Raw genomic sequence first — 24,448 nt, 5'->3', positions numbered from 1 at the left:
ACTCGTTTATTTTGTCATTGATATCGATGGTTTTTGTTTAATAACATGACGCTTAATAACATGGCGACTAAAAGGCTTTGGTAATTTAGCTTGGCTTAATGGCGGCAAAATCATGTCTTTATTTTCGCTGTTGTAGGGTTGTTCCCGAAGCCACTTCAGCTCATATTGGCGAATATCATTGTATTTACCGTTGGTAATTTCTATAGCATCACGTTCGCTTCTTAATATTATAGGACGTATAAAGACCATTAGTACACGTTTCTCATGATTATTGATATTGTGTTGAAAGACACGACCCATGCCTGGAATATCACCTAAGATTGGAATTTTATTATTGTCGTTGCCAAGACTATTTTGAATCAGTCCACCAAGCACTACAATATCCCCACTTTCTATATGAACTGAGGTAACAATACTGCTAATATCAAATGTTGGGTTTGTACTGTTCGGTGTTGAAGCGGGATCAATCGTATCATTACCCTGATCAATTTGCAGTTGAATCCCTCTCCCTCGAGTAATCTGTGGCCTTACATACAAGTGAAGGGCGACATTGACGCGATCAAAGGTGACATAGGGGCTTGCGGTGGTTGTTCCTCCAGCATTATTAGGATAAGTTGTTGAAGCTACAGAGACTTGTTTACCAATAAGAATTTTTGCTTGCCTGTTATCAAGCACAACCACAGAGGGAGTGGATAAAATATTTGCCTTGTGTTGTTGTGCCAATGCAAAAATTTCTGCTTGAAAATCATCAATTGTTGTTTTTCCATTGATGATTGCAAAACCTGGCCTAAAATCACTTGCTTTCCCTGTTTGCTGATTTGAACCCCATTCTATTCCCAAACTTTTGACATCGGTTTCATTCACTTCTGCCACCAGCGCTTCAATGAGTAATTGCGCTGGGCGGATATCCAATTGGTTAATGACTGATCTTAAGATGCGAATCAGGCTTGCTGGAGCATTAATGATGATGGAATTGGTATTAGGTTCAGCAATAATTTGCACCGTCGGTTTTGTAGAGCCCTCATTCTGCGTATTTGCACCGCTGGTGTTGGGAGCTGCAGCCGATGCATTTGCACTTGGAGGGGATGTTTGAGAGGATCCGGTTGGCGAGACATTGTTATAGTTGCCGCCACTCCCCGAAGAAACTAGGCTGGATGCAGGATTAGTGCTATCCAATTCAGGCCGGGTTATTGTGCCGATGGTCGTTCCTACATTGCCACTAAAATTGGCTTGTGCAATTCCTGCTAGAATGGGAACTAAATCTTCAGCACGTAAATAATTCAAATAAACGACTTGCGTATTGCTGTCATAGCCATGTAAATTTTCCCGATCAAGACGGTTAATTAACAAGCGCAATTTGAGGCGTTCTGTTCGACTTCCACTTAATATGATGGCATTACTCCGATCATCAACAGCGATCATCGTTTGAACATGACTTGCGCCAACTCCTGGCTGGGCTTTCATTAAATCTTTTAATGTGTTTGCAACATCCATTGCTAATGCATGTTTCAGATGTACCATATCAATTCCATTTACAGAAGGTGTATCCACTTGTTTGATAATTCTTACAAGCTGCTTGATATTGCTGGCGCGACCAGACAAGATAAGCATATTGGATGGGCCGTAAGCTGAAACGCTACTCCACTGTGGCATCAATGGGCGTAGTACAGGAACGAGTTGCTCGGAAGGTACGTAGTGAACGGGAACAACGGCAACCATCATTTCATCACCTTGTGGCGGACTTCCCATCTGTAAAGGGACAGGAGAAATTGTTTTCGCATCGATATTAGGAACAATCTTAATCACATCACCACTAGGTACAGCAGCGTAGCCAGAGACTTGCAGCATGGATAAAAAAACTTGGTAGAGCTCTTTGTCCGACATCGGTGTGCTTGAGGTAATTGAAATCTTCCCTTGGACACGAGGGTCAATGACAAAATTCTTGCCGGTGATTCTGGAAACTTCGCCAATAACTGCTCGTATGTCTGCACCTTTCAGGTTCCATAGTTTTTTTTCTTTATCTTGTGGTTTTTCTTTTAAGACCGTTTCTTTCACTTCCGCTTTTTGAGTTTCTGGCTGAACAGGTGATTTGGCTTGGATGCTTGCTGAAGTTTCATTTTTAGGCATTGATTTTGGTGAAGTGGCCGTATTTTGGGCCTCTAAGGCCAATTTCTTTTGTAAATCGATAGCGGTCTTATAGTTATCCATTGGACCGATACTTACAAAGTAATTGTCTTGATTAGCAGGATGATCGATTGTTATTGGTTGTTTGATAGATGAGGATAGCTTAAATTTCAATTGTAAGGCGTTATTCTCATGAGGAAAAGCACCAACATAGAGCATGTAAGCCGGTTTGCCATCCACCATAACTCGTTTAAGGGTTACATCAGTGGCATAATTATTTGTTAGAAAAAATAATATTAGTAGAAAAAACGCAACTTTTCGCATTAAACAACCATTAATTATTCACCCAAATTAAGACATACCGCATCACATAGGCCTTTATTCTCAAGATTGGTATAGTTCTTATTCGGAACTTCCATGGATACAACATCATAACTAAATTTCTAAAGATACCCTAGCGTTTTAAGTAAATCTGTGGTGGAAAAAAATATTTTGCAAGTGACGAGTTGATAAAGAGCAGCGAAATAGTCCCAATTAATCCTAAGATTTGAGTTCAAAAAGGTCATAATCACCCAGATAATGTTTTCTTAATGTGCATAATGTATGATTAATAATCATAAGAGAGTAAAAGCAAACATTCGACTATGCCAGATAAAACAATCAGTTTTTTCTTTTTAGGGACTGCATGCCATCGGAGTGCTTATCAAGACGTTCTGACGAATTTTTATGATGCTGCTTCGAAACACACAGTCTCTCGATTATTCGATGGGGTTGGCTCTTCTCCTGTTAGTTTATCAGATGTTGCAGAATCCCACCCTACACCAGGACGGTATGTATATGATCCTGAAAACGACAAAAAAATTCCTTTGAATGAAAAAATAACAAAAGGCATTAACGACCTTATGCAACGCTTACAAGGCCAACTGGCCGGCGAGGGAATGGACGAATTGCTATTTGAAGCAATTCTCTTTTTAGAAAAGCAGATAAGGGATAATGGTGGTGAGATGCCTGACACCATTAATTTGCACGGTTATAGCCGAGGGGCGGATGCCTGTATGCGGTTAGCTAACTTACTTGACAGTATGTATCCCGACGTTAAAGTAAATATGTTTCTAATTGACCATGTCCCGGGTCCAGGCCGTGCTGATGATCCAAGCTCCTATACCATTCCTCGAAATGTGAGGAAGTTTGAATCAGTACTCATGTTACATGAGTACACTCCTGGTTTCATGCCGCAGGATAAAAATAGATATGTGATAACTAATCCCGAAGAGACCAAAGTATCGATAAAAGTCTATCCAGGCTGGCATGGTAAGGCAATGTATCTTACCCCAGATGAAAAAACTAACCACGTTCCAAGGCTCCTGCATGACGATTTCTTTCGCTTTAGCAAAGAAACTGGAAGTTTACCTAAAAATGCTAAAATTCCCAATTATAAAATAATGCACACATGGACTAATTATGATGAAAGCCCAGCACATATTTTAGAGCCCCAAGAACGGTTTAAAGAATATGAAGGAATGCTGGAGAATTGGAATTCTTATTCTGCCGGGAATTGGTCACTACTAAATACAAGAAACATTTTAATGGATCTTAGACAATATACCCAGAACAAAGACCTTTTTGTGAACCAGGAACATGGCGAACTGTTCATGAAAGGTTATCCAGCATTATACGATTGGTTTTTTGATGGTAACGATAATAAAGAAATTACTGAGCTTAAGGTAAAAGGAGAACTTGAGGAGCTATCGAAAGAGTTCCCTTTTTTCTATAAGAGATTATGTAAGGTTTGTGGAATCCACGGCGACAAACTACCAGCCCCTGGCAGAGCAGCACCGTATTTTCATCCTCCGCTGGGAAATCCATTAGTTGGAAATAACGACTATTACAGTTTCTTGCAGCACTCTGTGCTATCCATTATTAATTACACATTTCATCATAAGAATGAAAACTGCCTAGAAACCAGAATAGCTACTAAAGTTTTGCGAAATGGTTTAGAAAAAGCTAAAGCTAATCGATCTCCAGCGGAATCGACAAAAATTATAGAAAATACAATCTTGTACGCCAGTAAATATTTAAGTGAATCTAAGCCAGAAAGCTACATGGCACAACAGCTAAAAAAATTAGCTTCCGGAGTTTTCTTTTTTGAAGATGTTGATAGACTTCTTCAATTGCATTGCCAAAAAAATAGAGAGCTTCACTACACCCAAAAGCATTACCTTCAGGAGATTCGTAAAAAGCTTGATGCAATTAATTCCGATCCTAATTTTAGTCATTTACAAAAGTTGAGAGAGGCGAAAGCCATTACCAAGAAGGTAGTTAAGGATATGCGCCAAATGGAACAAGATGAATCAGTCATCGTCCATAAAGAGATGTCATTAGGATTGTTTTTTTATTCTGATAAAACGCTAACTACAGCAGATTTAGTTTTAGCGATCAATAAATTAAATGCCCCAGGATTTGGTGAGCTTAGTATTGCTCAGAGGATGGCCAGACGTTTTCATGCTTATAATGAACGCAATATATTATGGGAGCGTGTAGAAAAGATCTTATCTGCAGTTATGCCTATCAAATTGCCTCCATTTGTTTCTCCAATAAAACGAGAATTGTCAATTAACTTACTTAATAAACTGAACCAACTGGAGGAAGAAGGGAATGGTGATGATGTAAGCAAGTTATCTGAAATTATCGCTGAGGGAGAAAGAAGCATTCAGAAACATTACTCTGAAACGAGAAAGTTGGCTAAGGGTGATTTCGATAAAATTCTTGAAAAATGCCGTGGCTATGTTTGGTCAGAAGTAACAATAGGTCCGGTATTAAATGCTTTGAGGTAGTCTAATTTGGTCTTATATATGAGAATTGATGGTGGCTACGGGTGGACTCGAACCACCGACCTCAGCATTATGAGTGCCGCGCTCTAACCGGCTGAGCTACGTAGCCACAAGAGGTGGTGATTTTGGCGTTTAATCGCATCTGTGTCAATACTAATAGACTAATTATTTTTTATCTAACGTAATGATTATTTCGAGGAATATTTCTTAATAGTCGAAGCAATTGTTAGGGCGTATAGATCGTGGCTTCGCAGGCTTTAAAAGGGTAGGGTGTAATGAAATAAAAACCCGTGATGCGCTACGAGAGATATGGTTTAAATTCAATAGGGGCAAGTGCCCCTATTGAAATCTAACTTTAAACGATTAATAAGTACAGAGCTCCAGGACCTCGTAGCACTTGTACTAGCAATTGCTGCTTTTGTTGCAATGCAATGGATTGTAAGTCTTTCACATTAACCGTTGGTTGTTTATTAGCTGAGATAATAATGTCGCCTGGTCGTAATCCTGCTCGCCAGCCAGCACTATTTTCTGAAGCACCAACAACTTGAATCCCTGTTATGTGACCATGAAGTGGTGAATCTTGCTCAAAATTCTTAAGGGCAAGTCCATAGAGGAAAGGGTTGCTCGCTTGAAGTTTTTGTTCATGCTTCTTAATGTCAGTAACAAAAGCTTTCAGTACAATTTCCTTGTTATCGCGCTGCAGGGTAATTTTCGCCTCACTGCCAACACGTAAAAGACCGATCGTAGTTTTGACCTGTGTTGCTTCAGTTATTTTGGTGTCATTAATTTGTGTAATGATATCCCCTGGTCGTAGCCCTGCCTTTTCTGCAGGTGAGTCTTGGTTAACCTGAGAGACCAGAGCTCCTTTGAGATCTTCTGAATAACCCATCGCTTGTGCTAACTCTGGGGTAAGGTGTTGTACAAAAATACCCATTAGGCCACGATGGATTGACCCAAATTTAATTAATTGCTGAGCAACATCTTTTGCCATATTAATAGGGATTGCAAAACCAATGCCGATATTGCCACCATAAGGAGAAATAATTGCAGTATTAATACCAATTAACTCACCTGCGGCATTAACTAAAGCACCACCAGAGTTTCCTGGGTTAATTGCGGCATCCGTTTGAATGAAATTTTCTACCCCTTCAATATTTAAATCACTGCGCTTAGTGGCACTGATAATCCCAAAAGTTGCAGTTTGGCTATTGCCGAAACTATTAAGTCCAAAAGGATTTCCAATTGCGACAACAAAATCACCTACTTCGGCTTTATCTGAATCCCCAATGGGGAGGCTTTTGAGATTTTTTGCATCAATCTTTAGGACAGCTATATCTGTTTCACTGTCGCCGCCAATAAGTTTGGCTTTTAATCGTCGGCCATCGTGAAGCGTCACGGTAATGAGAGTGGCGTTACGAATCACATGATCATTGGTAATGATGATGCCGTTTTGTGGATCGACAATTACTCCTGAGCCAATACTTTGGAATTTTCTGGGTTTCTCAGGGACGTATTGAGGCGATTGTTGTGGTGACTGTTGTGGAGATTGATCTTGAGCATCTGCTTCTTCATCATCGGAGTTACCAGTGGTTACAGGTAATATCCCTTGCACTGCAACGTTGACAATTGCTGGCATCGCATTTTTAAGAACTGGGGCAAGCGTCGGTGTAAGTGCTGCATTCTCCATTGGTACTGCTGAAGCTGCGAGAGGCAGCATGCACAGTATTATGATTTTAATTAAGGTCTGAATTTTAAAAGCCATATCATTTATCCTGATTGATTTCACTTAAGCCAAATGAGAGTTGCCATTCTACCTGTTTGTGCCTCTCGGCGGTAGGAATAGAAGTCTTTTTTTTGCTCAAAAGTGCAAATTTTTGATTGAAATACAGCTAAAACGCCCAAAGAGTTAAGTACCCTCTCTGCTAACTGCGGCAAATTAGCAAGCCATTTTTCTCCATTACGCTGAAATGCATTGGATGCAAATGAATAGCGACTTTGATATGCCTCCAGTACATCTCCGCCAACTTCATAACAAGATTGACAAATCGCAGGACCAATCCATGCCATGAGTTGCTTAGGAGAACTATGCATTTTTTGCAGCGTATTCTCAATTACGCCGTTGACTAAACCGCGCCAGCCTGAGTGTATGGCAGCGATTTCTGAACCCTGTTGATTACACAACAGAATGGGCAAGCAATCAGCAGTCATGATTGCTAGTGTGAAGCCTGTGGAGCGAGTAATGGCAGCATCTGCGGTTCGATTTGACTCTTCTTCCACAACAACACAAAGATTAGAGTGGATTTGTTCTAACCACTCAGGTTCTTTAGGGAGCTTTAGAGAGGCAGTGAGTTTTTTACGGTTGGCATAGACATCTGCCTCATTATCTCCGACGTGAAGGCCTAGATTGTTCGAGTCGTAGGGAGGTTGACTAGATCCAGATGTTCGCATGGTCGTTAAGGCACTGACATTAGAAGGTGCAGGCCAATTAGCATATAAATTAGGCAAAATGTTCATCCAATGCATTTATCAGTTGTTGAAAATCATCCGGCAAATCGGCAGTGAATGTCAATGCCTCTTCAGTTTCCGGATGGATGAATGATAATTGGCAAGCGTGCAAGGCCTGCCGGTGAAATTGGTTAAATAATTTTCTTAATTCCTCAGTAGAATGCGATGGGAAACGCATTCTTCCCCCATACAGCGGATCACCAACGACCGGATGATTAATATAAGCCATATGAACTCGTATTTGGTGCGTGCGGCCGGTCATCAGTTCAACATCAAGTAAAGTAAAATCCTGATAGTGTTTGCGAATGGAATATAAAGTAATTGCTTCTCTTCCCTCGCCACATACAGCCATTTTTAAACGATTTCGAGGATGCCTACCATAAAAGGTATGGATTTCCCCCCCTGAAATAAGATGTCCTTGGACAAGGGTTAAATAATTGCGTTTTATCTCTCGCGCTTGCATTTGACGAATTAGATGGGTGTGTGCAACTAGAGTTTTGGCAACGATCAATAACCCTGTTGTATCTTTATCCAGTCTGTGAACGATTCCTGCTCTAGGCAAATGCTGTAAAGCGGGACAATGATGCAAGAGTGCATTAACTAAGGTGTGCTCACGATTACCCGCACCTGGATGCACGACAATACCCGCTGCTTTATTAACAACTAAAATCTCTTTATCTTCATAAACGATATGTAAGGGGATATCTTCAGGAAGGTATGAATCTTTCGATTCAAACTCAGTAAAATCGACGGCCATTTCAATTTGTTCGCCACCGATAACTTTGTCCTTAGGTTTGGCTTGGGAGTGATTTAAAGTAATGAAACCTTCCTTAAGCCACGTGCTCAACTGTGAACGGGAATAATCCGGCAGCAATTGCGCAAGTACAACATCAAGCCGTTGGCCATGGTACTCGCGCGGAATAATCATTTGTTTAGAAATAGTATCAATCATATCAAGCGGGTGTTAACCTGTCCTCCGTTAATCTCCCTCTTAGAGAGTTAGGCAATGATTCATTGATGTGAACGTCGACGAATTGGCCTATGAGGTGATTAGGGCCATCAAAATTAACAACACGATTACATTCAGTTCGACCTGATAATTGTAGCGGATCTTTCTTAGAGCTGCCTGTTACAAGAATCCGTTGAGTGCTGCCGACCATCGATTGACTGTAGCGCGATGCTTGTAAAAGCAGCCTATTCTGGAGAATTTGTAACCTGTGTTTTTTAATTTCCATCGGCGTTTCATCAGGTAAATTGGCAGCAGGAGTGCCTGGACGAGGGCTATAGATGAAACTAAATGAAGTATCAAATCCAATTTCATGCACCAAATCCATTGTATCTTGGAAGTCTTGGTCGGTTTCACCGGGAAATCCGACAATAATATCAGTTGATAGGCGAATATCAGGGCGCACTTTGCGCAATTTACGAATTTTTGATTTAAATTCCATTGCGGTATAACCTCGCTTCATCATCGCCAGGATTTTGTCTGATCCACTTTGCACTGGTAGATGTAGATGGTTTGCAAGTTTAGGAACTTCAGCAAACGCGTTAATAAGATTATCAGAGAAGGCAAGCGGATGTGAGGTAGTAAAGCGAATTCGTCCTATGGTGTCAATCGCAGCAAGATAGTGAATTAGCAAGGCTAAATCGGCAATTTCGCCATTATCCATGACCCCTCGATAGTCATTAACGTTTTGTCCCAGAAGGTTAATTTCTCGTACACCCTGCGCTGCCAATTGATAGCATTCCGCTAAGACATCATCAAAAGGCCGGCTGATTTCTTCACCACGAGTGTAAGGAACAACACAATAACTGCAGTATTTGCTACAACCTTCCATAATAGATACAAAAGCAACAGGCCCTTCAGCGCGTGGGGCAGGCAAATGATCAAATTTTTCTATTTCGGGGAAGCTAATATCCACTACCGGTTTTTTAGTGGCTAAGCGTTCATCGATTAACGCGGGTAACCGGTGAAGGGTTTGGGGACCGAAAACAAGATCAACAAAAGGTGCGCGCTTAATAATGTCTGCACCTTCCTGGCTAGCAACACACCCTCCTACCCCGATAACGACATTCGGATTCGCTTTCTTAAATTCGCGCCATTGACCTAGCTGTGAAAACACCTTTTCTTGCGCTTTCTCACGAATTGAGCAGGTGTTTAAAAGAATCACGTCAGCTTCTTCGACGTTATCTGTTTTTTCTAAGCCGTGCGATTGAAGCAACACTTCAGCCATTTTTGACGAATCATATTCATTCATCTGGCAGCCATTGGTTTTGATAAAAAGTTTTTTCGCCATAATTTTATCTACTTAAAAAATCAATTATTGTTATCTTGAACGCTTTGACAGTGTGTTTCTCTGATGCGAGGCAAAATTAATAAGGAAATAAAAATTCCAAGAGGAAGCAGAGCGAGTGCGATATAATAAGCTTCCAAGGGATATATCCGTACCTTATCAACAATTTCACCTTGCCACATGGTATCTAAAATAAAGCCAATAATTGGTTGGGCAAGCGCAATACCAACCATATTCATCATATTCATAAAGCTTAATCCTGTCGCAACATAACGTTTGCTGCACAATTCTTTAGCAACTGCGAAAGCAGGGAGAAAAGCTGAAGAGAATATGCCAAAGAAGAAGAGCAAGGCTTGCATAATCCAACTATGCTTGATTGGAGCGTAAATAAATAACAGGCTTGTGAGTAGGGCGCCAATGGCTGCAATATACATTGGCGGTTTTCTAAGGCCGATACGATTAGAAAAGACTCCCCACAAAGGACTACCAATCGCCCAACCAACAAATACTAACGAAATGTAGTTTGCTGCTGTTGGTTTAGCAAGGTGCATTTTAAACATCAAAAAAGGGACTCCCCACAAACCACAAAAAACAGGGGTCGCCATGTACATCAATCCACCATAAACGGCAACTAGCCAGAGTTGTTTATTTTTGATTAAAGTAAGCAGGCTACTTAACAGAGGCTCCTCTTCGATATGGTGGGTAGAGTGGGTGTTAGTGGGAGCATCTTTAGCAATGAGCAAGATGAGAAAGGCAAGAAATAGACCGATTATTCCCATAATTATCATACTTTGTCGCCAGCCTACACTATCAACTAATACGGCTAAAGGCCCTTCACCCCCAATGGCGCCTAACATTCCAATAGTAACCATCATTCCGGTTAAGAGTGCAAAACGTTGCGCAGGAAACCAGTTTGCAGCCAGTTTCATTGATCCCACAGCAGCAAAAGCCGAACCAAAGCCAATCATTAAGCGGGCAATGCAGGCCATGAAAAAGCTATTGGTAAGGCCGAATGCGATCGTGCTCACGGCACAAATTGCTGTTGCAAGAGTTAGCAAACGGTGCGGACCAAAACGGTCCATTAATACACCGCCAGGTAATTGCATTGCAGCATAGGAGTAAAAGTAAATGCCCGATAAAATACCTAATGTCCGGCTTGTGACAGTAAAATCTCGCATAAGTTCTGTGCTCATCACCGAAGGGGAAACTTGGAGCAAACATTCATAAAAATAGAAAAGGCAACCCAACCCCCAGACTATCCATGGAACAATCATTTGAGTAGTGGATTGAGTTTCTACCGAAGGTTGCTCGCTGCTGTAAGTCATTGACTTTAATGCTCCCTATCTATTGATCAGACTGTTATAAAATGAATAGGCAAAATTGAAATTTTAACAGGGTGACTACTATTTGTCTATTCTGTGGTCAAAGAGATGCAGTTCTCTATAGTAAGCAAATATTAACAGGGGTTGTTCCAACATTAATAGCAGCCAGTCTAAGGCTTATTTAGTTAGCCAATAAGCATTGTAACCTAATAAAAACTGCTCGAATTGAAAAGGACTTTACGCCATCTCGATGTTTCGTATTGATTAGGCAGTTTCGGGTTAGGTCTAAGGTTGCCCTGGTTATTTATCGATTGCCCATTAGAGCAAGAAAATAATGAAAATCATTTTAATTTCATGGCTATGGGTTAACCTTCCATAAGCTGTAACAATTCTGTCTATATAGATAAACAAGCACCTTTCAAAATTTTTAAGTAAGAATATACGCTATTAAAAACAAGGAGGAAATAAGAGAGGGTGATTGTTTCTAAAAATTTCTCTGGCGGTCGGATAGCATACAGCGACTTGGGTGGTTCACGACGGTCGAAGTGGTTAGGAACTAGACGATTTTGTATTAAAGGCTTACAAATTATTATTGGGCTACACTTATTGATGCCAACTGTGTAAATTAACAAAAACACTTTAATACTTAACAATTGAGTGTATCATATTTCTCAGTATAAATAATTACACCCAAAGTTTGTTCGACTTTGACGCCTGGAAGCAAAATTGATTTCCTTGTATTGGGGAGGCGATATGATTGTTGAGATTTTATCTAGAATACAATTTGCTTTTAGTATTGGATTTCATATTCTTTTTCCTACTTTGAACCTCGGATTAGCTGTTTTTTTAGTCATTATGGAAGCTGCATGGCTAAAAACGCAAAATCCCGCTTACCTAGCAATTTGTAAATTTTGGACCAAAATTTTCGCACTTACTTTTGGAATGGGAGTGGTTTCAGGGATCGTGCTAGCTTATCAGATTGGCACTAATTTTGGCCCGTTTATAGCTCAGTTTGGAAATGTACTTGGGGCTCTATTCGCCTATGAAACATTAACGGCCTTCTTTCTCGAGGCAGGATTTTTGGGTGTTATGCTTTTTGGGTGGAAACGTGTACCGCCTAGTCTGCATTTTACTGCCACGCTTCTCGTAACAATTGGAACAACAGTCTCCGCTTTTTGGATTATGGCTGCTAACTCTTGGATGCAAACGCCTTATGGCTATGAAATTGTGAACGGGAAATATGTCGTTGCTAATTGGTGGGATGCGGTGATAAATCCTTCCTTTATTCCCCGTTTTCTGCACATGATGATGGCATCGTATACTACGACTTGCTTTGTTGTAGCTGGTGTTGCTTGTTATTTTTTACTTACTAAAAAACATCAAGTTGTTGCTAAAAAATGTTTATCGTTTGCAATGTGGGCTGCTTTAATTGTCGTACCTCTGCAGATTTTTCTTGGGGATGTTGTAGGGCTTGTTGTTCATGAGTATCAACCCCTTAAAACAGCTGCAATGGAGGCAAATTGGACCACACAAAAAGGTGCGCCTTTGGTGCTTTTAGGATGGCCTTCTCAAGAACAACAAAAAAATGAATTTGCGATCACTATTCCAAAGTTCGCCAGTTTAATCAATACCCATAAATGGGATGGTGAATTACTTGGTTTAAATGCTGTCAATAAAGAAGACCAGCCTATAGTTGCACCTGTTTTCTTCACCTTTAGAATAATGGTTGGAATTGGGTTGTTAATGTTGGCTACCGCTTTGTTTGCTTTATTACTGCGTATCAGGAAAACCCTTTATTCCTCAAATGTGTTCCACAAATGGTGCTTATTTATTGTTCCCTTGGGGTTTATAGCAAGTATTTGCGGATGGCTAACAGCTGAAATCGGGCGACAGCCTTGGGTTGTGTACAACCTCTTGAAAACAAAGGATTCAGTCTCCGCAATTGGCATGGAAGAGGTGATTATTTCATTTGTGTTGCTTATTTTGGCTTACGGTGTAGTGTTTAGCTTTTATCTTTACTATCTTTTTAAGACCATTCGTCTCGGCCCTCTAGCGCTCGATAGTCACGATATCGAACACCATTCCTTCCAATACATGACTGATCAGGGAGAACACTAATGCTGCCTTTCATATTTGCTTGTTTGATAGCGTTTATTGTGATCATGTATGTAATTTTAGACGGATTTGATTTAGGTATTGGTATTTTATTTCCTTTTACAGGCAGTGAACGAGAGCGCGATCGGATGATGAACTCTGTCGCACCGGTATGGGATGGTAATGAAACTTGGTTGGTTTTTGGTGGAGCGATGCTCTATGGTGCTTTCCCCATGGTTTACGGCTTATTACTGCCTATACTCTATATGCCTCTTATGCTTATGTTGATAGCACTTATTTTTCGGGGTGTTAGCTTTGAATTTAGGTTTAAAGCGGAAACCTCAAAGACACTTTGGAATTGGTTATTTTCCATAAGTTCAGTTGCTGCAACTTTTTTTCAGGGAGTTGTTTTGGGTTGTTTTGTCAAAGGGTTTGCGATTGATAAAGCTTCCCTCACCATTAATGAAACAAATTGGCTAACACCATTCAGTTTCCTTACAGGTTTAGCATTGGTTTGTGGTTATGGCTTGCTTGGTGCTACCTGGATGATCTTTAAATCGGAGGGCCGGCTACAACGTAAAATGGTTCATCATGCCAAAGGTTTGCTTGTTTTGGTTAGTTTATTTCTAGTTTTTGTAAGTATTTGGACCCCTTTGCACAGCCAAGTGATTTTTAATCGTTGGTACAGTTTCCCTAATGTCTTACTCCTCTCTCCTTTACCCATTATTACCGCCATCATGGTAGTTTTAACCTGGAAAAGTTTAGCTAAGGGAGACGAGCTGAAACCTTTTATTTTCAGTATTGTGATTTTCTTATGTTCTTACGCAGGGATTGCTATTAGCGTATATCCTTATCTGATTCCACATCAAGTTACACTTTGGGAAGCTGCTGCGCCCAACTCTACTTTAATCTTTATATTGATTGGAGTAGCAATCATGTTACCTATATTACTTGCTTATACCTCTTATGCTTATTACGTCTTTCGGGGAAAGACAGGGGAGGGTTACCACTAATCTTCACGCATTGATGGTCAATACACACTCGGCTCTGATGACAGACCCTAGTTTAATGAAGGTATTTTGTGGTATATAGCGTTTTTAAAATACGATTTCTTTTTCTTTTTTATTGGTAGGATATTAAGCTTATGCAAACCGGAGCGGTTTTCTATACAATTTTCTTAATCTTTGCGGGGGCAGCTATATTTTCCACTCTGGTACTCTTCACCAAACAATCCCTGTTGGTTGCCTATATTCTTTTAGGTGCTGCCCTGGGTCCCTGGGGGTTACAGCTTGTTTCTGATCTTACTGTGGTACAACAAGTAGGTGATATTGGCATTGTATTCTTGTTGTTTTTACTTGGCTTGCATCTGCAGCCGCAAAATTTAGTACACATGTTAAGGAAAGTCACTTGGATTGCAGTCGTAAGCTCTGTGTTATTTGCAATTATTGCCTACTTAATTGGGCGTTGGTTTGGATTAAATGTGACTGAGTCCTGGATTTTAGGGGCTGCGATGATGTTTTCCAGCACTATTATTGGACTTAAACTGTTGCCAACCACTATTTTACATCACCAACATACGGGTGAAGTAATGATAAGCGTGCTCCTGATGCAGGACGTTATCGCAATCATAGTCCTCATTTTGATTAATGGTGCTCAGCAAAGTAATGGCTTTTCATGGAATGATCTTATTTTAGTTGGCATTGCTCTTCCTGCCCTAACTCTGTTTGCTTTCGCAGTTGAGCGCTACATATTGGTAAAATTACTTGCCCGTTTTGATAGGACACAAGAATATGTGTTCCTGCTTTCCATCGGCTGGTGTTTAGGAATGTCCTTTTTAGCTCAAAAAGTTGGCCTATCCGAGGATATAGGCGCTTTCGTAGCGGGTGTTGCTTTGGCTGCTAGTCCCATTTCTCTTTATATTGCCGAAAGTCTAAAGCCGTTGCGTGATTTTTTCTTAGTGATGTTTTTCTTTTCAATTGGCGCAACTTTTAATTTTGGTTTTGCTGCTCAAGTCGTTATCCCTGCCTGCATATTGTCCTTTTTAATGTTGCTTGCGAAACCACTATTATTTAGATTTCTACTTGTTAGAGCGGGAGAAAAAAAACCAGTTGCCAAAGAAGTCGGTGTTCGTTTAGGCCAAGCCAGCGAATTTTCCCTTTTAGTGGCAAGCATTGCTGTAAGTACTAAATTGATTTCTGAGGTCGCATCCAATTTGATACAAGCGACAACCATTTTGACTTTTATCGTTTCATCTTATCTAGTTGTGTTAAAGTATCCGACACCAATTGCCTTATCTGACAAAATGCGGAAGGATTAGAAATGAAACTGCTTGTTATTATTCTTAGCTTGTTGAGCGAACGGTATTTGGTCCATGCGGTTTCGCATATGCGATTTAATTGGTTTTCTGCTTACTTCAATGCTATTTTCAAGCGCCTTCCTCAAACTAAAAACCCTTTAAATCAAGTAATTACCTTACTGATTATTGTATTACCTATATTGATAGCATGTGCTTTACTTTTTTTTATCTTTAATCGCATCCTCTTCGGTTTCCTCGGTTTTTTGTTAAGTTTGGTAATTTTCTATTATTCCCTCGGCCCGGAGAATCCTTTTTATCCTGTAAGAGAAGATACCGATTCTGAAAATAGTGAGTTTGTAGTAGGTCATTATTTTGCAAAGGTTAATGGTCAATTGTTCGCGGTAGTCTTTTGGTATATAGTCTTCGGTGCACTAGGTGCTCTTGCTTATCGATTAATCTCTTTGTGCCGTACACAAGATATAACTGCCCAATTAGCCACGCGCTTAACTGATCTACTTGATTGGATTCCCGCAAGGATTACTGTGTTTCTTTATCTACTAGTTGGAAATTTTCAAAGGGGTATCCATTTTTTCAGTCAAAATTTCCTATCATCCCCGAAAAACAACGATTCATTTTTGCGTGAAGGTGGATTACTTGCTGCACGCGCTGCAGAAACCGAGCCTGTACAGCTGCCATATGCTGAAAGTCTGGTGGAGCATGCAATGATTGTTTATTTAGTTTTCCTTGCGCTTTTTACTCTAGGTGCGTGGTTATAATACGATACTATCCCGGGCTTGCGGCTTATCCGGGATGTTTCCGTTTTTGCTCCCGATGCCCCTAGAAACAACAACGAATGTTGATTATAGTAGACGATGGTAAACCGCCCTTATTTTTATGAGCACAACCATGATAAATTTCATTGCTCGCAGTATAATATGCCTTAGTTGCTTGTTTTTTGTGACAGCTTGCATTCATCGAATGCCAAATACACCCTGTACAACTACATGCGAAAGTAGATATCAAACTTGCATTAAGGTTTGTCGGAATGATTGCCCACAATGCTCAGCGGCAGCAGCTCAAATAAGGGATAAAAATTATAATCACTATATTCATGAGCAGTACATAAAAGGAAGAATGATTGCGCTTCAGTTGAATTCCTTCCGCGATCCACTACAATGCCGCAAAGTAACTTGTAGTTGTCGAGAAGATTATCAAGTTTGCACGCAATCATGCGGTGGCGGTGATGGTGGCTCAATAAAGAAATATTTGCAGCATGCACCACTTTGTAGTTAAGAGTTGTCTTTTCGAAATGAATTTAAAAGCAAACTCACCAGAATGTTTAGAGGAACAGATTAATGACATATGAAAATAGTAACGATATTGATCCAGTAGAAACTCGTGAATGGCTGGATGCTCTGCAGTCTGTTTTAATCAGCGATGGGAATGAACGTGCAGCTTTTCTAATTCAAGAACTCATTAATAAAGCAAATACTGAGGGTGTTCAGCTCAAAAGCGCTATAAATACTCCTTATCGGAATACCATCAAACCCCATGAAGAAAAGCAATTGCCTCCTGATGAAGGGATAGGAAGACGAATCAATGCATTACTTCGCTGGAATGCAGTAGCAATGGTTTTGCGGGCCGGAAAATATGCTCCTGAGCTCGGTGGGCATATCGCAACTTACGCATCGTCTTTGACCCTTTACGAAGTAGGGTTTAATCATTTTTTCAAAGGTCCTAATGGTCCCCATGGCGGCGATTTAATTTACATTCAAGGCCATTCCGCACCTGGCATTTACGCACGAGCTTTCCTTGAAGGCCGTCTGTCTGAGCAACAATTAGATAAATTTAGACAAGAGGTTGAAGTGGATGGGTTATCTTCTTATCCACATCCTTGGTTGATGGGTGATTTTTGGCAATTCCCTACCGTATCAATGGGTTTAGGTCCGCTTCAGGCTATCTATCAAGCCCGTTTTCTAAAATACCTCGAAAACCGTGGTTTAATTCAATCTGAAGGGCGCAAGGTGTGGGCATTTCTTGGGGATGGTGAAATGGATGAACCCGAATCAGTAGGCGCTTTATCCATTGCTGCGCGTGAAAAATTAGATAATTTGATTTTTGTAGTGAATTGTAATCTACAAAGGCTCGATGGTCCTGTACGTGGTAACGGCAAAATCATTCAAGAATTAGAGGGATTATTCCGAGGTGCAGGCTGGAATGTGATAAAAGTGATCTGGGGTGGACGTTGGGATTCTCTATTTGCACGCGACCAAAATGGTTTGATGCAAAAACGCATGGAAGAGTGTGTTGATGGTGATTATCAAGCTTATAAAGCCAATGATGGCGCTTATGTGCGTGAACATTTCTTTGGCCAATACCCTGAGTTGAAGAAAATGGTTGAAAACATGTCAGATGAAGAAATTTGGCGTTTAAACCGTGGTGGCCATGACCCTCAAAAAGTCTATGCTGCTTATGCCCAAGCCGTTGAACATAAAGGTAGGCCAACAGTTATACTTGCAAAAACGATTAAAGGTTATGGCATGGGAGCTGCGGGTGAAGGGCAAAATATCACTCATCAGCAAAAGAAAATGACAATTGAGCAATTGCGTGCTTTCCGAGATAGATTCAGCATTCCAATAAGTGATGCTCAAATTACTGATATCCCTTTCTACCGCCCAGATGAAGACAGTCCTGAGATCCGTTATCTTCATAAACAGCGTGAAGGGTTAGGCGGTTATCTACCAACCCGTAATACTGAATTTGCTCCGCTAAAAGTACCTGATTTATCCGCTTTTTCTGCAATCACTCAAAGTACTGGCGATCGCGAAATTTCCACCACGATGGCTTTCGTTCGCATTCTTTCAGTGTTGCTTAAAGATAAAGAGATTGGCTCCAGAATAGTGCCAATTGTTCCTGACGAATGTCGTACTTTTGGTATGGAGGGTTTATTCCGCCAGATTGGCATTTATTCTCCAGTTGGGCAGCTTTATACTCCCGTAGATCATGAACAAGTGATGTACTATCGTGAAGCAAAAGATGGGCAAATTCTTGAAGAAGGAATTAACGAAGCAGGAGCCTTTTGTTCTTGGATGGCCGCTGCTACTTCTTACAGCTCCAATAAACTGGTAATGATTCCTTTCTACATTTATTACTCGATGTTCGGATTCCAGCGCATTGGTGATTTAGCCTGGGCTGCGGGTGATATGCAAGCACGTGGATTTTTACTGGGTGGAACAGCAGGCCGAACTACTTTGGCAGGGGAAGGCTTACAGCATCAGGACGGACATAGTCACCTCATGGCTTCAACAATCCCTAATTGTAAATCGTACGATCCGGCCTATGCCTATGAGCTTGCGGTCATTATTCAAGATGGGCTTCACCGGATGTATGAAAAACAAGAAAACATGTTTTATTACATAACAGTAATGAATGAAAACTATACTCATCCTGACATGCCAAAAGGTGTCGAAGAAGGCATTATCAAAGGGATGTACCTTCTCCAAGAAAATAAAAAGAAATCGAAGAAACATGTTCAGCTTTTAGGTAGCGGAACTATATTGCGTGAAGTTATCGCTGCTGCAAAATTGCTCCAAGAAGATTATGGTGTGACTGCTGATATATGGAGTGTTACAAGTTTTACAGAATTGAGACGCGATGGTTTAGCTGTCGAGCGTTACAACCGCATGCATCCTGATAGCAAGCCACGCCAAGCTTATGTGTCCAAGTTACTTGATGATCGCCAAGATCCAATAATCGCAGCAACTGATTACATGCGATTGTATGCAGATCAAATTAGGCCTTTTGTTTCAGCACCGTTTACTGCTTTGGGTACAGATGGCTACGGACGCAGTGACACACGTAAGCAATTGCGCCATTTCTTCGAGGTGGATGCTAAATTCATCGCTCTAGCCGCTATAGAAGCACTAGTGCGACAAGGTGAGATGCCTAAATCAAAGCTCATCGACGCGATGAAGCGATATAACATCGACAGTGAGAAACAGGATCCAGCGACTCACTAATTAACTAAACGCTGCAAGCAAGTCTTGCAGCTCACCTGTTTGCTGAGGATAAATATGGCTGATGAGATTGAAATTAAAATTCCCGATATTGGTGGTGCAACTGACGTTGATGTCATTGAAATCATGGTAAGGCCGGGAGATGAAATAAAAAAAGACACTGCATTAATAACACTTGAATCAGATAAAGCAAGCATGGAGATTCCTTCACCACAAGCCGGTAAAGTAAGTCGTGTAAAGGTTAAAGTAGGGGACAAAGTTTCTGAAGGTGATGTTATTCTTACTTTAACTGTGGGTGGTCAAGGTGAGTCTCGAGAGCCTGTTGTTGCTGATTCAACTGAAAAGGAAACTGAGCAAAAGGTTGAAACACCTACCAAGGTTGAAAAGGTTAATATAGCCTCGCAAGATCTTGAGATTCGCGTACCTGATATTGGTGATGCCAAAGATGTTGACGTCATCGATGTGATGATCAGCGTTGGGCAAAGAGTTGAAAAAGATCAATCCCTTATTACCCTGGAAGGTGATAAAGCGACAATGGATATTCCTTCCCCAACTGCAGGCGTAGTCGAACAGGTCTCAGTTAAAGTCGGCGACAAAGTTTCGCAAGGCAGCCTTATTTTAATTTTAAACTCTGAAGAATCCGTTGAAGTTGAGTCTACTAAGCCAACTCAAGCAGGGGCTAAACCGAAAGAAGCAGAAAAAGAAGGGCAGCAAGAAAAAGCTACAGCTCGCCCTACCGAATCATTTGAGAGAACTACTAATGTTAGTGTTTCTGCTGGACCTGCAGTTCGTCGATTAGCGCGTGAATTTGGTGTGGATTTATCGGAAGTAAAAGGTACCGGACGTAAAGCCAGAATCACTAAAGAAGATGTTCAGCTTTATGTAAAAAACAAATTGAGCGAAAAACAAATGGGTGGTTTTTCGGTACCGAGCGCTCCCGTTGTTGATTTTAGCAAATTTGGTGAAATTGAGGTTAAACCATTAAATAAAATCAAGCGGCTAACTGGGGTGAATGTCCATCGCTCTTGGATAACAATTCCCCATGTTACTCAATTTGATGAAGCTGATATCACTGATTTAGAAGCGTTTAGAAAATCTGAGGCTGAAAACGCCAAACAAGCTGGTTATAAACTAACGATCCTTGCATTTGTAACGAAGGTTGTGGCAAAGGCCTTAGCTGTATATCCACAATTTAATGCTTCTTTAGATGCTGCGGGTGAAAATCTGATCTATAAACACTATTATCACATTGGTATAGCAGTTGAAACACCGAACGGTCTGGTTGTTCCTGTTATCAAGAATGTTGATCAATTATCAGTGAGTGAGATAGCAGTTGAGATGGCTCGATTAAGTGCAAAAGCTCGAGATAAAGGATTGATGCCGGCTGACATGAATGGCGGATGCTTTACGATATCAAGCTTGGGTGGAATTGGAGGCACAGCATTCACCCCGATTGTTAATAGCCCAGAAGTTGCCATACTGGGGCTTTCTCGTTCGAGCATAAAGCCTGTTTATGAAAAAGGTGAATTTAAGCCCCGTCTGATGTTACCGTTATCGCTTTCTTATGATCATCGAGTTATCGATGGAGCAGAGGCTGCTCGGTTTACGCGATTTATTAGTGAAGCGCTTAGCGATATACGACGGGTATTATTGTAAAGAGGATGAAATGACTGATTTAAATATAAAAACTCAAGTGGTTGTATTAGGTAGCGGTCCTGGTGGATATTCTGCTGCATTTCGTGCCGCAGATTTAGGTATGAAAGTCGTTTTAGTTGAGCGCTATGATACCTTGGGAGGGGTTTGCCTAAACGTGGGTTGTATTCCATCCAAGGCCTTGTTACACATCGCGAAAGTGATTGATGAAGCCCATGAAATGACAGAGCAAGGGGTCAGTTTTGGAAAACCCAAACTGGATAGTAAAAAAATTGTTGCCTGGAAAAATTCAGTGGTTAATAAACTGACAGGTGGTTTGAAGCTGCTTGCTAAACAACGAAAAGTAGAGGTTGTTACAGGTGTTGCCAAACTCTCAGGCACTCATCAGGTGACAATTCAAGGAAAAGACGGAAAAACGACTATTGATTTCGAAAACGCAATCATTGCGGTAGGCAGTGAATCAATTAATCTCCCCTTTATTCCCGAAGATCCACGCATTTTCAGTTCAACGGGTGCTTTAGAGTTAGCCGATATCAAAGGTAATTTGCTTGTTTTGGGTGGCGGAATCATAGGACTAGAGATGGCGACTGTTTACTCAGCCATGGGGGTTGAAGTGACTGTTGTTGAATTTATGGATCAATTGATTCCTGGAGCCGATACTGATTTAGTTAATGTTTTACAGAAGAGGATGGCGAAAAAAGGCGTCAAATTCTTGTTGAAGACAAAAGTAACCGCAATGGAAGCAAAAAAGGATGCCATCTACGTTTCTATGGAAGGTCAACATGCTACTGATAAGCCATTGAGCTTCCAGCAGGTGCTTGTCGCTGTTGGTAGAAAACCAAATGGTGGGACAATTGATGCAGATAAAGCCGGTATTAATGTGGATGAGCGTGGCTTTATTAAAGTAGATAAACAAATGCGGACTAACGTACCTCATATCTATGCAATTGGTGACGTAGCAAGTCAGCCCATGCTTGCACATAAAGCAATACCTGAAGGAAGGCTTGCAGCAGAAGTGATAGCGGGCAAAAAACATTATTTCGAACCTAAGTGTATTCCCAGCGTTGCTTATACTGATCCTGAAATTGCTTGGACAGGAGTTACAGAAAAAGAAGCAAAGGAGAAGGGAATTGAGTTTGAAAAAGCGGTTTTCCCATGGATAGCAAGTGGCCGGGCGCTAAGTGTTGGACGCGAAGAAGGCATGACTAAGCTATTATTTGATCCAAAATCTAAGCGTATTCTTGGAGCAGGAATTGTAGGCGTAAATGCTGGAGACTTGATTACTGAAGCATCTTTGGCTATTGAAATGGAATGTGATGTGGAAGACATTGCATTAACTGTTCACCCACATCCAACGCTTTCTGAACCAATCGGTTTGGCTGCAGAAATCTTTGAGGGTACGATCACAGACCTTTATATGCCAAAGAAGAAAAAGGAATAATTTTTTATTTGTGCGCTAATCTCTTAATAAAGACTAGCGCACAAGTTGTGCTCAACTGATATTTTGTTTGCTTTATCAATTGAAAAGTATGAAGGCTTTTTGTATGTCAAACATAATGTGTGACAAAATTGGAAGTTACTAGTTTACTGGTGCTAGGTTAAGCTGAGTCTTTAGTATTAAACAGGAGTCTTTTGAGCTTGATTTAGATAGAACAGTTTTGTGCATAGATGAGATTAATATGATGCCTAAAATACGCCCAATGCAGCAGAGTGATATTGAAAGTGTCTATAAAATTGAAAAATCATCACATCTTGCTCCATGGGGAGAAGATATCTTAAGTGATTGCGTATTGGTGGGCTATGATTGCCGTGTAATAGAGTTGCCTATAAATAACACCGAACAAATTGTTGGATATATTATATGCCGATATAGTTTTAATATTTGTCATATCCTTAATTTATGTATTTCTACCCCTTATCAAGGAAAAGGTTACGGACGATTGCTTCTAAAGTCGGTGCTCGATTCTCTCAAGGCTAATTCTGCAATAAGTTCAGTTGTACTAGAAGTTCGCCCTAGTAATACTGCCGCTATCGCATTATATGAAAAATTTGGTTTTCTACAAGATTCAATAAAAAAAGGCTATTATAACGATAGTCATGGGCTAGAAGATGCTATTTTATTGAAAAAATTATTGTAGAATTTTCAAACCACATCCAGGACCATTAATGAGTTGGTAAGTGCTGATTAGCACAATGGCTAATTTGTCCAAATTTTGCATTGTTCAGCAACCACTTTAGGATAGGAATTATGCTGCTTTAACAATTGCCTGAGCAAAACGACGTCATTGTTCTTATTACTTATCTCTTGGGCAATCTCCGAAATATAATCCATTGAATTTAATTGATTTGCATACGGTTCAATTTTTTTGATTGTCTCTAAAATTTCATCTTTAATTAGACGTCGTGTTGAAGCAAAGGGGTCAATGATCTGCCCATCAAAGCCATAGCGGCTTGCTTGAAAGCGATTATAGTTATAAACATAGTATAATTCACGTTCAATTTTATCTGGTTTTTCTTCTATTAAATGCAGAGATAAGGCTTGGAGGTAGGCGGCGATAGCTACTGCTTTTCTTAAAGTTAGCGGAGTATCACATACCCTTATTTCTACTGTTCCAAACTCCGGTTTAGGACGAATATCCCAATAAAAATCTTTCATTGATTCAACGATTCCTAGGCCTTTTAATTTATAAAAATAAGTCGAAAATTCTTTCCAGTTTGTTAGATACGGCATGACGCCACTTAATGGAAATGCATTAAAAACAGTTGAGCGGGATGAATAGAAGCCTGTGTCTATTCCCTGATAAAACGGAGACGAAGCACAGATAGCAATGAAATGAGGTACATAACGAGCTAGGGCATGGGTTAGATAAATTGCATCTTCACGATGGGCGCAACCGATGTGGATATGTTCACCAAAGACTGTTGAACGCTTGGATAAGTAGCGGTAATGCCGCGATAAATTTTTATAACGCTTAGTAGGAAATATCTTTTGCAATGACCATCGATGAAAAGGGTGGGTTCCACCACCGCAAAAAAGGACGTTCACACGACTAGCAAGATTTAATAGCTCAGCTTGTAGGATATATAACTCTTCCAGTAAATCATTCACTGAATGATGAATAGAAGAATTAATTTCAATCATTGATTGTGTTATTTCGGGTTTTATTTGTTTTTGGTAGGGGTGCTCCCTGATACTTCTGATAAGATCTTTTGATCTTGAGGCAAGAGCATAACTATGGGAGTCAATGATTTGTAGTTCCAATTCTATCCCCAGCGATACTGCGGATGAACGCCTAAACGCTAAGGTTCTCAT

16 protein-coding genes and 1 tRNA gene are annotated in these 24,448 nt (G+C 40.5%); 9 read left to right on the top strand and 8 right to left on the bottom strand.

Going from position 1 to position 24,448, the window contains the following annotated elements; translation table 11 throughout:
• Positions 1 to 6: 6 nt before the first annotated feature.
• Complete coding sequence (gene lspD, locus LMI_RS08555; RefSeq protein ID WP_045099427.1) at positions 7 to 2,448, bottom strand: GspD family T2SS secretin variant LspD; 2,442 nt, start codon at positions 2,446 to 2,448, stop codon at positions 7 to 9.
• Positions 2,449 to 2,768: 320 nt separating this feature from the next.
• On the opposite strand from lspD, the gene LMI_RS08550 reads away from it, so the two are divergent.
• On the top strand, positions 2,769 to 4,958 hold the full coding sequence (locus LMI_RS08550; RefSeq protein WP_045099426.1) for a DUF5621 domain-containing protein: 2,190 nt from the start codon (positions 2,769 to 2,771) through the stop codon (positions 4,956 to 4,958).
• A gap of 29 nt (positions 4,959 to 4,987) precedes the next feature.
• Here the strand turns inward: LMI_RS08550 and LMI_RS08545 are convergent.
• The 6 genes from LMI_RS08545 to LMI_RS08520 all read right to left on the bottom strand — a co-directional run bounded on the left by LMI_RS08545 (position 4,988) and on the right by LMI_RS08520 (position 11,079).
• A tRNA-Met gene (locus LMI_RS08545) sits at positions 4,988 to 5,064 on the bottom strand.
• 246 nt (positions 5,065 to 5,310) lie between these two features.
• Positions 5,311 to 6,717 carry a Do family serine endopeptidase gene (locus LMI_RS08540; RefSeq protein WP_045099425.1) on the bottom strand — a complete coding sequence of 469 codons (1,407 nt, stop codon included), beginning with the start codon at positions 6,715 to 6,717 and terminating at the stop codon, positions 5,311 to 5,313.
• Between the two features lie 20 nt (positions 6,718 to 6,737).
• Positions 6,738 to 7,460, bottom strand: a complete 723-nt coding sequence (gene pgeF / locus LMI_RS08535; RefSeq protein WP_045100663.1) for a peptidoglycan editing factor PgeF — start codon at positions 7,458 to 7,460, stop codon at positions 6,738 to 6,740.
• The gene (gene rluD / locus LMI_RS08530) at positions 7,453 to 8,412 is read right to left on the bottom strand and encodes a 23S rRNA pseudouridine(1911/1915/1917) synthase RluD (RefSeq protein ID WP_045099424.1); all 960 of its coding nucleotides are present in this window, start codon (positions 8,410 to 8,412) and stop codon (positions 7,453 to 7,455) included. Before rluD ends, pgeF begins: the two co-directional genes overlap by 8 nt.
• Before the next feature lies 1 nt (position 8,413).
• On the bottom strand, positions 8,414 to 9,757 hold the full coding sequence (gene miaB / locus LMI_RS08525) for a tRNA (N6-isopentenyl adenosine(37)-C2)-methylthiotransferase MiaB (protein ID WP_045099423.1): 1,344 nt from the start codon (positions 9,755 to 9,757) through the stop codon (positions 8,414 to 8,416).
• A 20-nt stretch (positions 9,758 to 9,777) separates the two neighbouring features.
• Positions 9,778 to 11,079, bottom strand: coding sequence for an MFS transporter (locus tag LMI_RS08520; protein WP_045099422.1), 1,302 nt, complete (start codon positions 11,077 to 11,079; stop codon positions 9,778 to 9,780).
• A gap of 750 nt (positions 11,080 to 11,829) precedes the next feature.
• Between LMI_RS08520 and LMI_RS08515 the strand changes: the two genes are divergently transcribed.
• The 8 genes from LMI_RS08515 (at position 11,830) to rimI (ending at position 23,273) form a co-directional block, all read left to right on the top strand.
• Complete coding sequence (locus tag LMI_RS08515; protein ID WP_045099421.1) at positions 11,830 to 13,194, top strand: cytochrome ubiquinol oxidase subunit I; 1,365 nt, start codon at positions 11,830 to 11,832, stop codon at positions 13,192 to 13,194.
• A complete protein-coding gene (gene cydB, locus LMI_RS08510) occupies positions 13,194 to 14,183 on the top strand; it encodes a cytochrome d ubiquinol oxidase subunit II (RefSeq protein WP_045099420.1) in 990 nt (329 codons plus the stop codon). Before LMI_RS08515 ends, cydB begins: the two co-directional genes overlap by 1 nt.
• Positions 14,184 to 14,314: 131 nt before the next feature.
• Positions 14,315 to 15,487, top strand: a complete 1,173-nt coding sequence (locus LMI_RS08505; RefSeq protein ID WP_045099419.1) for a cation:proton antiporter — start codon at positions 14,315 to 14,317, stop codon at positions 15,485 to 15,487.
• Between the two features lie 2 nt (positions 15,488 to 15,489).
• A complete protein-coding gene (locus tag LMI_RS08500; protein WP_045099418.1) occupies positions 15,490 to 16,242 on the top strand; it encodes a CobD/CbiB family protein in 753 nt (250 codons plus the stop codon).
• A gap of 579 nt (positions 16,243 to 16,821) precedes the next feature.
• Positions 16,822 to 19,485, top strand: coding sequence for a pyruvate dehydrogenase (acetyl-transferring), homodimeric type (aceE, locus tag LMI_RS08495; RefSeq protein ID WP_045099417.1), 2,664 nt, complete (start codon positions 16,822 to 16,824; stop codon positions 19,483 to 19,485).
• 54 nt (positions 19,486 to 19,539) lie between these two features.
• Complete coding sequence (gene aceF / locus LMI_RS08490; RefSeq protein WP_045099416.1) at positions 19,540 to 21,138, top strand: dihydrolipoyllysine-residue acetyltransferase; 1,599 nt, start codon at positions 19,540 to 19,542, stop codon at positions 21,136 to 21,138.
• A 10-nt stretch (positions 21,139 to 21,148) separates the two neighbouring features.
• Positions 21,149 to 22,576 carry a dihydrolipoyl dehydrogenase gene (gene lpdA / locus LMI_RS08485; protein ID WP_045099415.1) on the top strand — a complete coding sequence of 476 codons (1,428 nt, stop codon included), beginning with the start codon at positions 21,149 to 21,151 and terminating at the stop codon, positions 22,574 to 22,576.
• A gap of 238 nt (positions 22,577 to 22,814) precedes the next feature.
• Positions 22,815 to 23,273, top strand: a complete 459-nt coding sequence (gene rimI / locus LMI_RS08480) for a ribosomal protein S18-alanine N-acetyltransferase (RefSeq protein WP_045099414.1) — start codon at positions 22,815 to 22,817, stop codon at positions 23,271 to 23,273.
• 59 nt (positions 23,274 to 23,332) lie between these two features.
• On the opposite strand, the gene LMI_RS08475 is transcribed toward rimI, so the two are convergent.
• Positions 23,333 to 24,448 (bottom strand): YbdK family carboxylate-amine ligase, encoded by a 1,116-nt coding sequence (locus tag LMI_RS08475; protein WP_045099413.1) that lies wholly within the window; start codon positions 24,446 to 24,448, stop codon positions 23,333 to 23,335.

The organism is Legionella micdadei (assembly GCF_000953635.1).
GTDB classification, from domain to species: Bacteria; Pseudomonadota; Gammaproteobacteria; order Legionellales; family Legionellaceae; genus Tatlockia; species Tatlockia micdadei.
The sequence above is the reverse complement of the archived record's forward strand: the minus strand, read 5'-3'. Positions and strand labels throughout refer to the sequence as shown.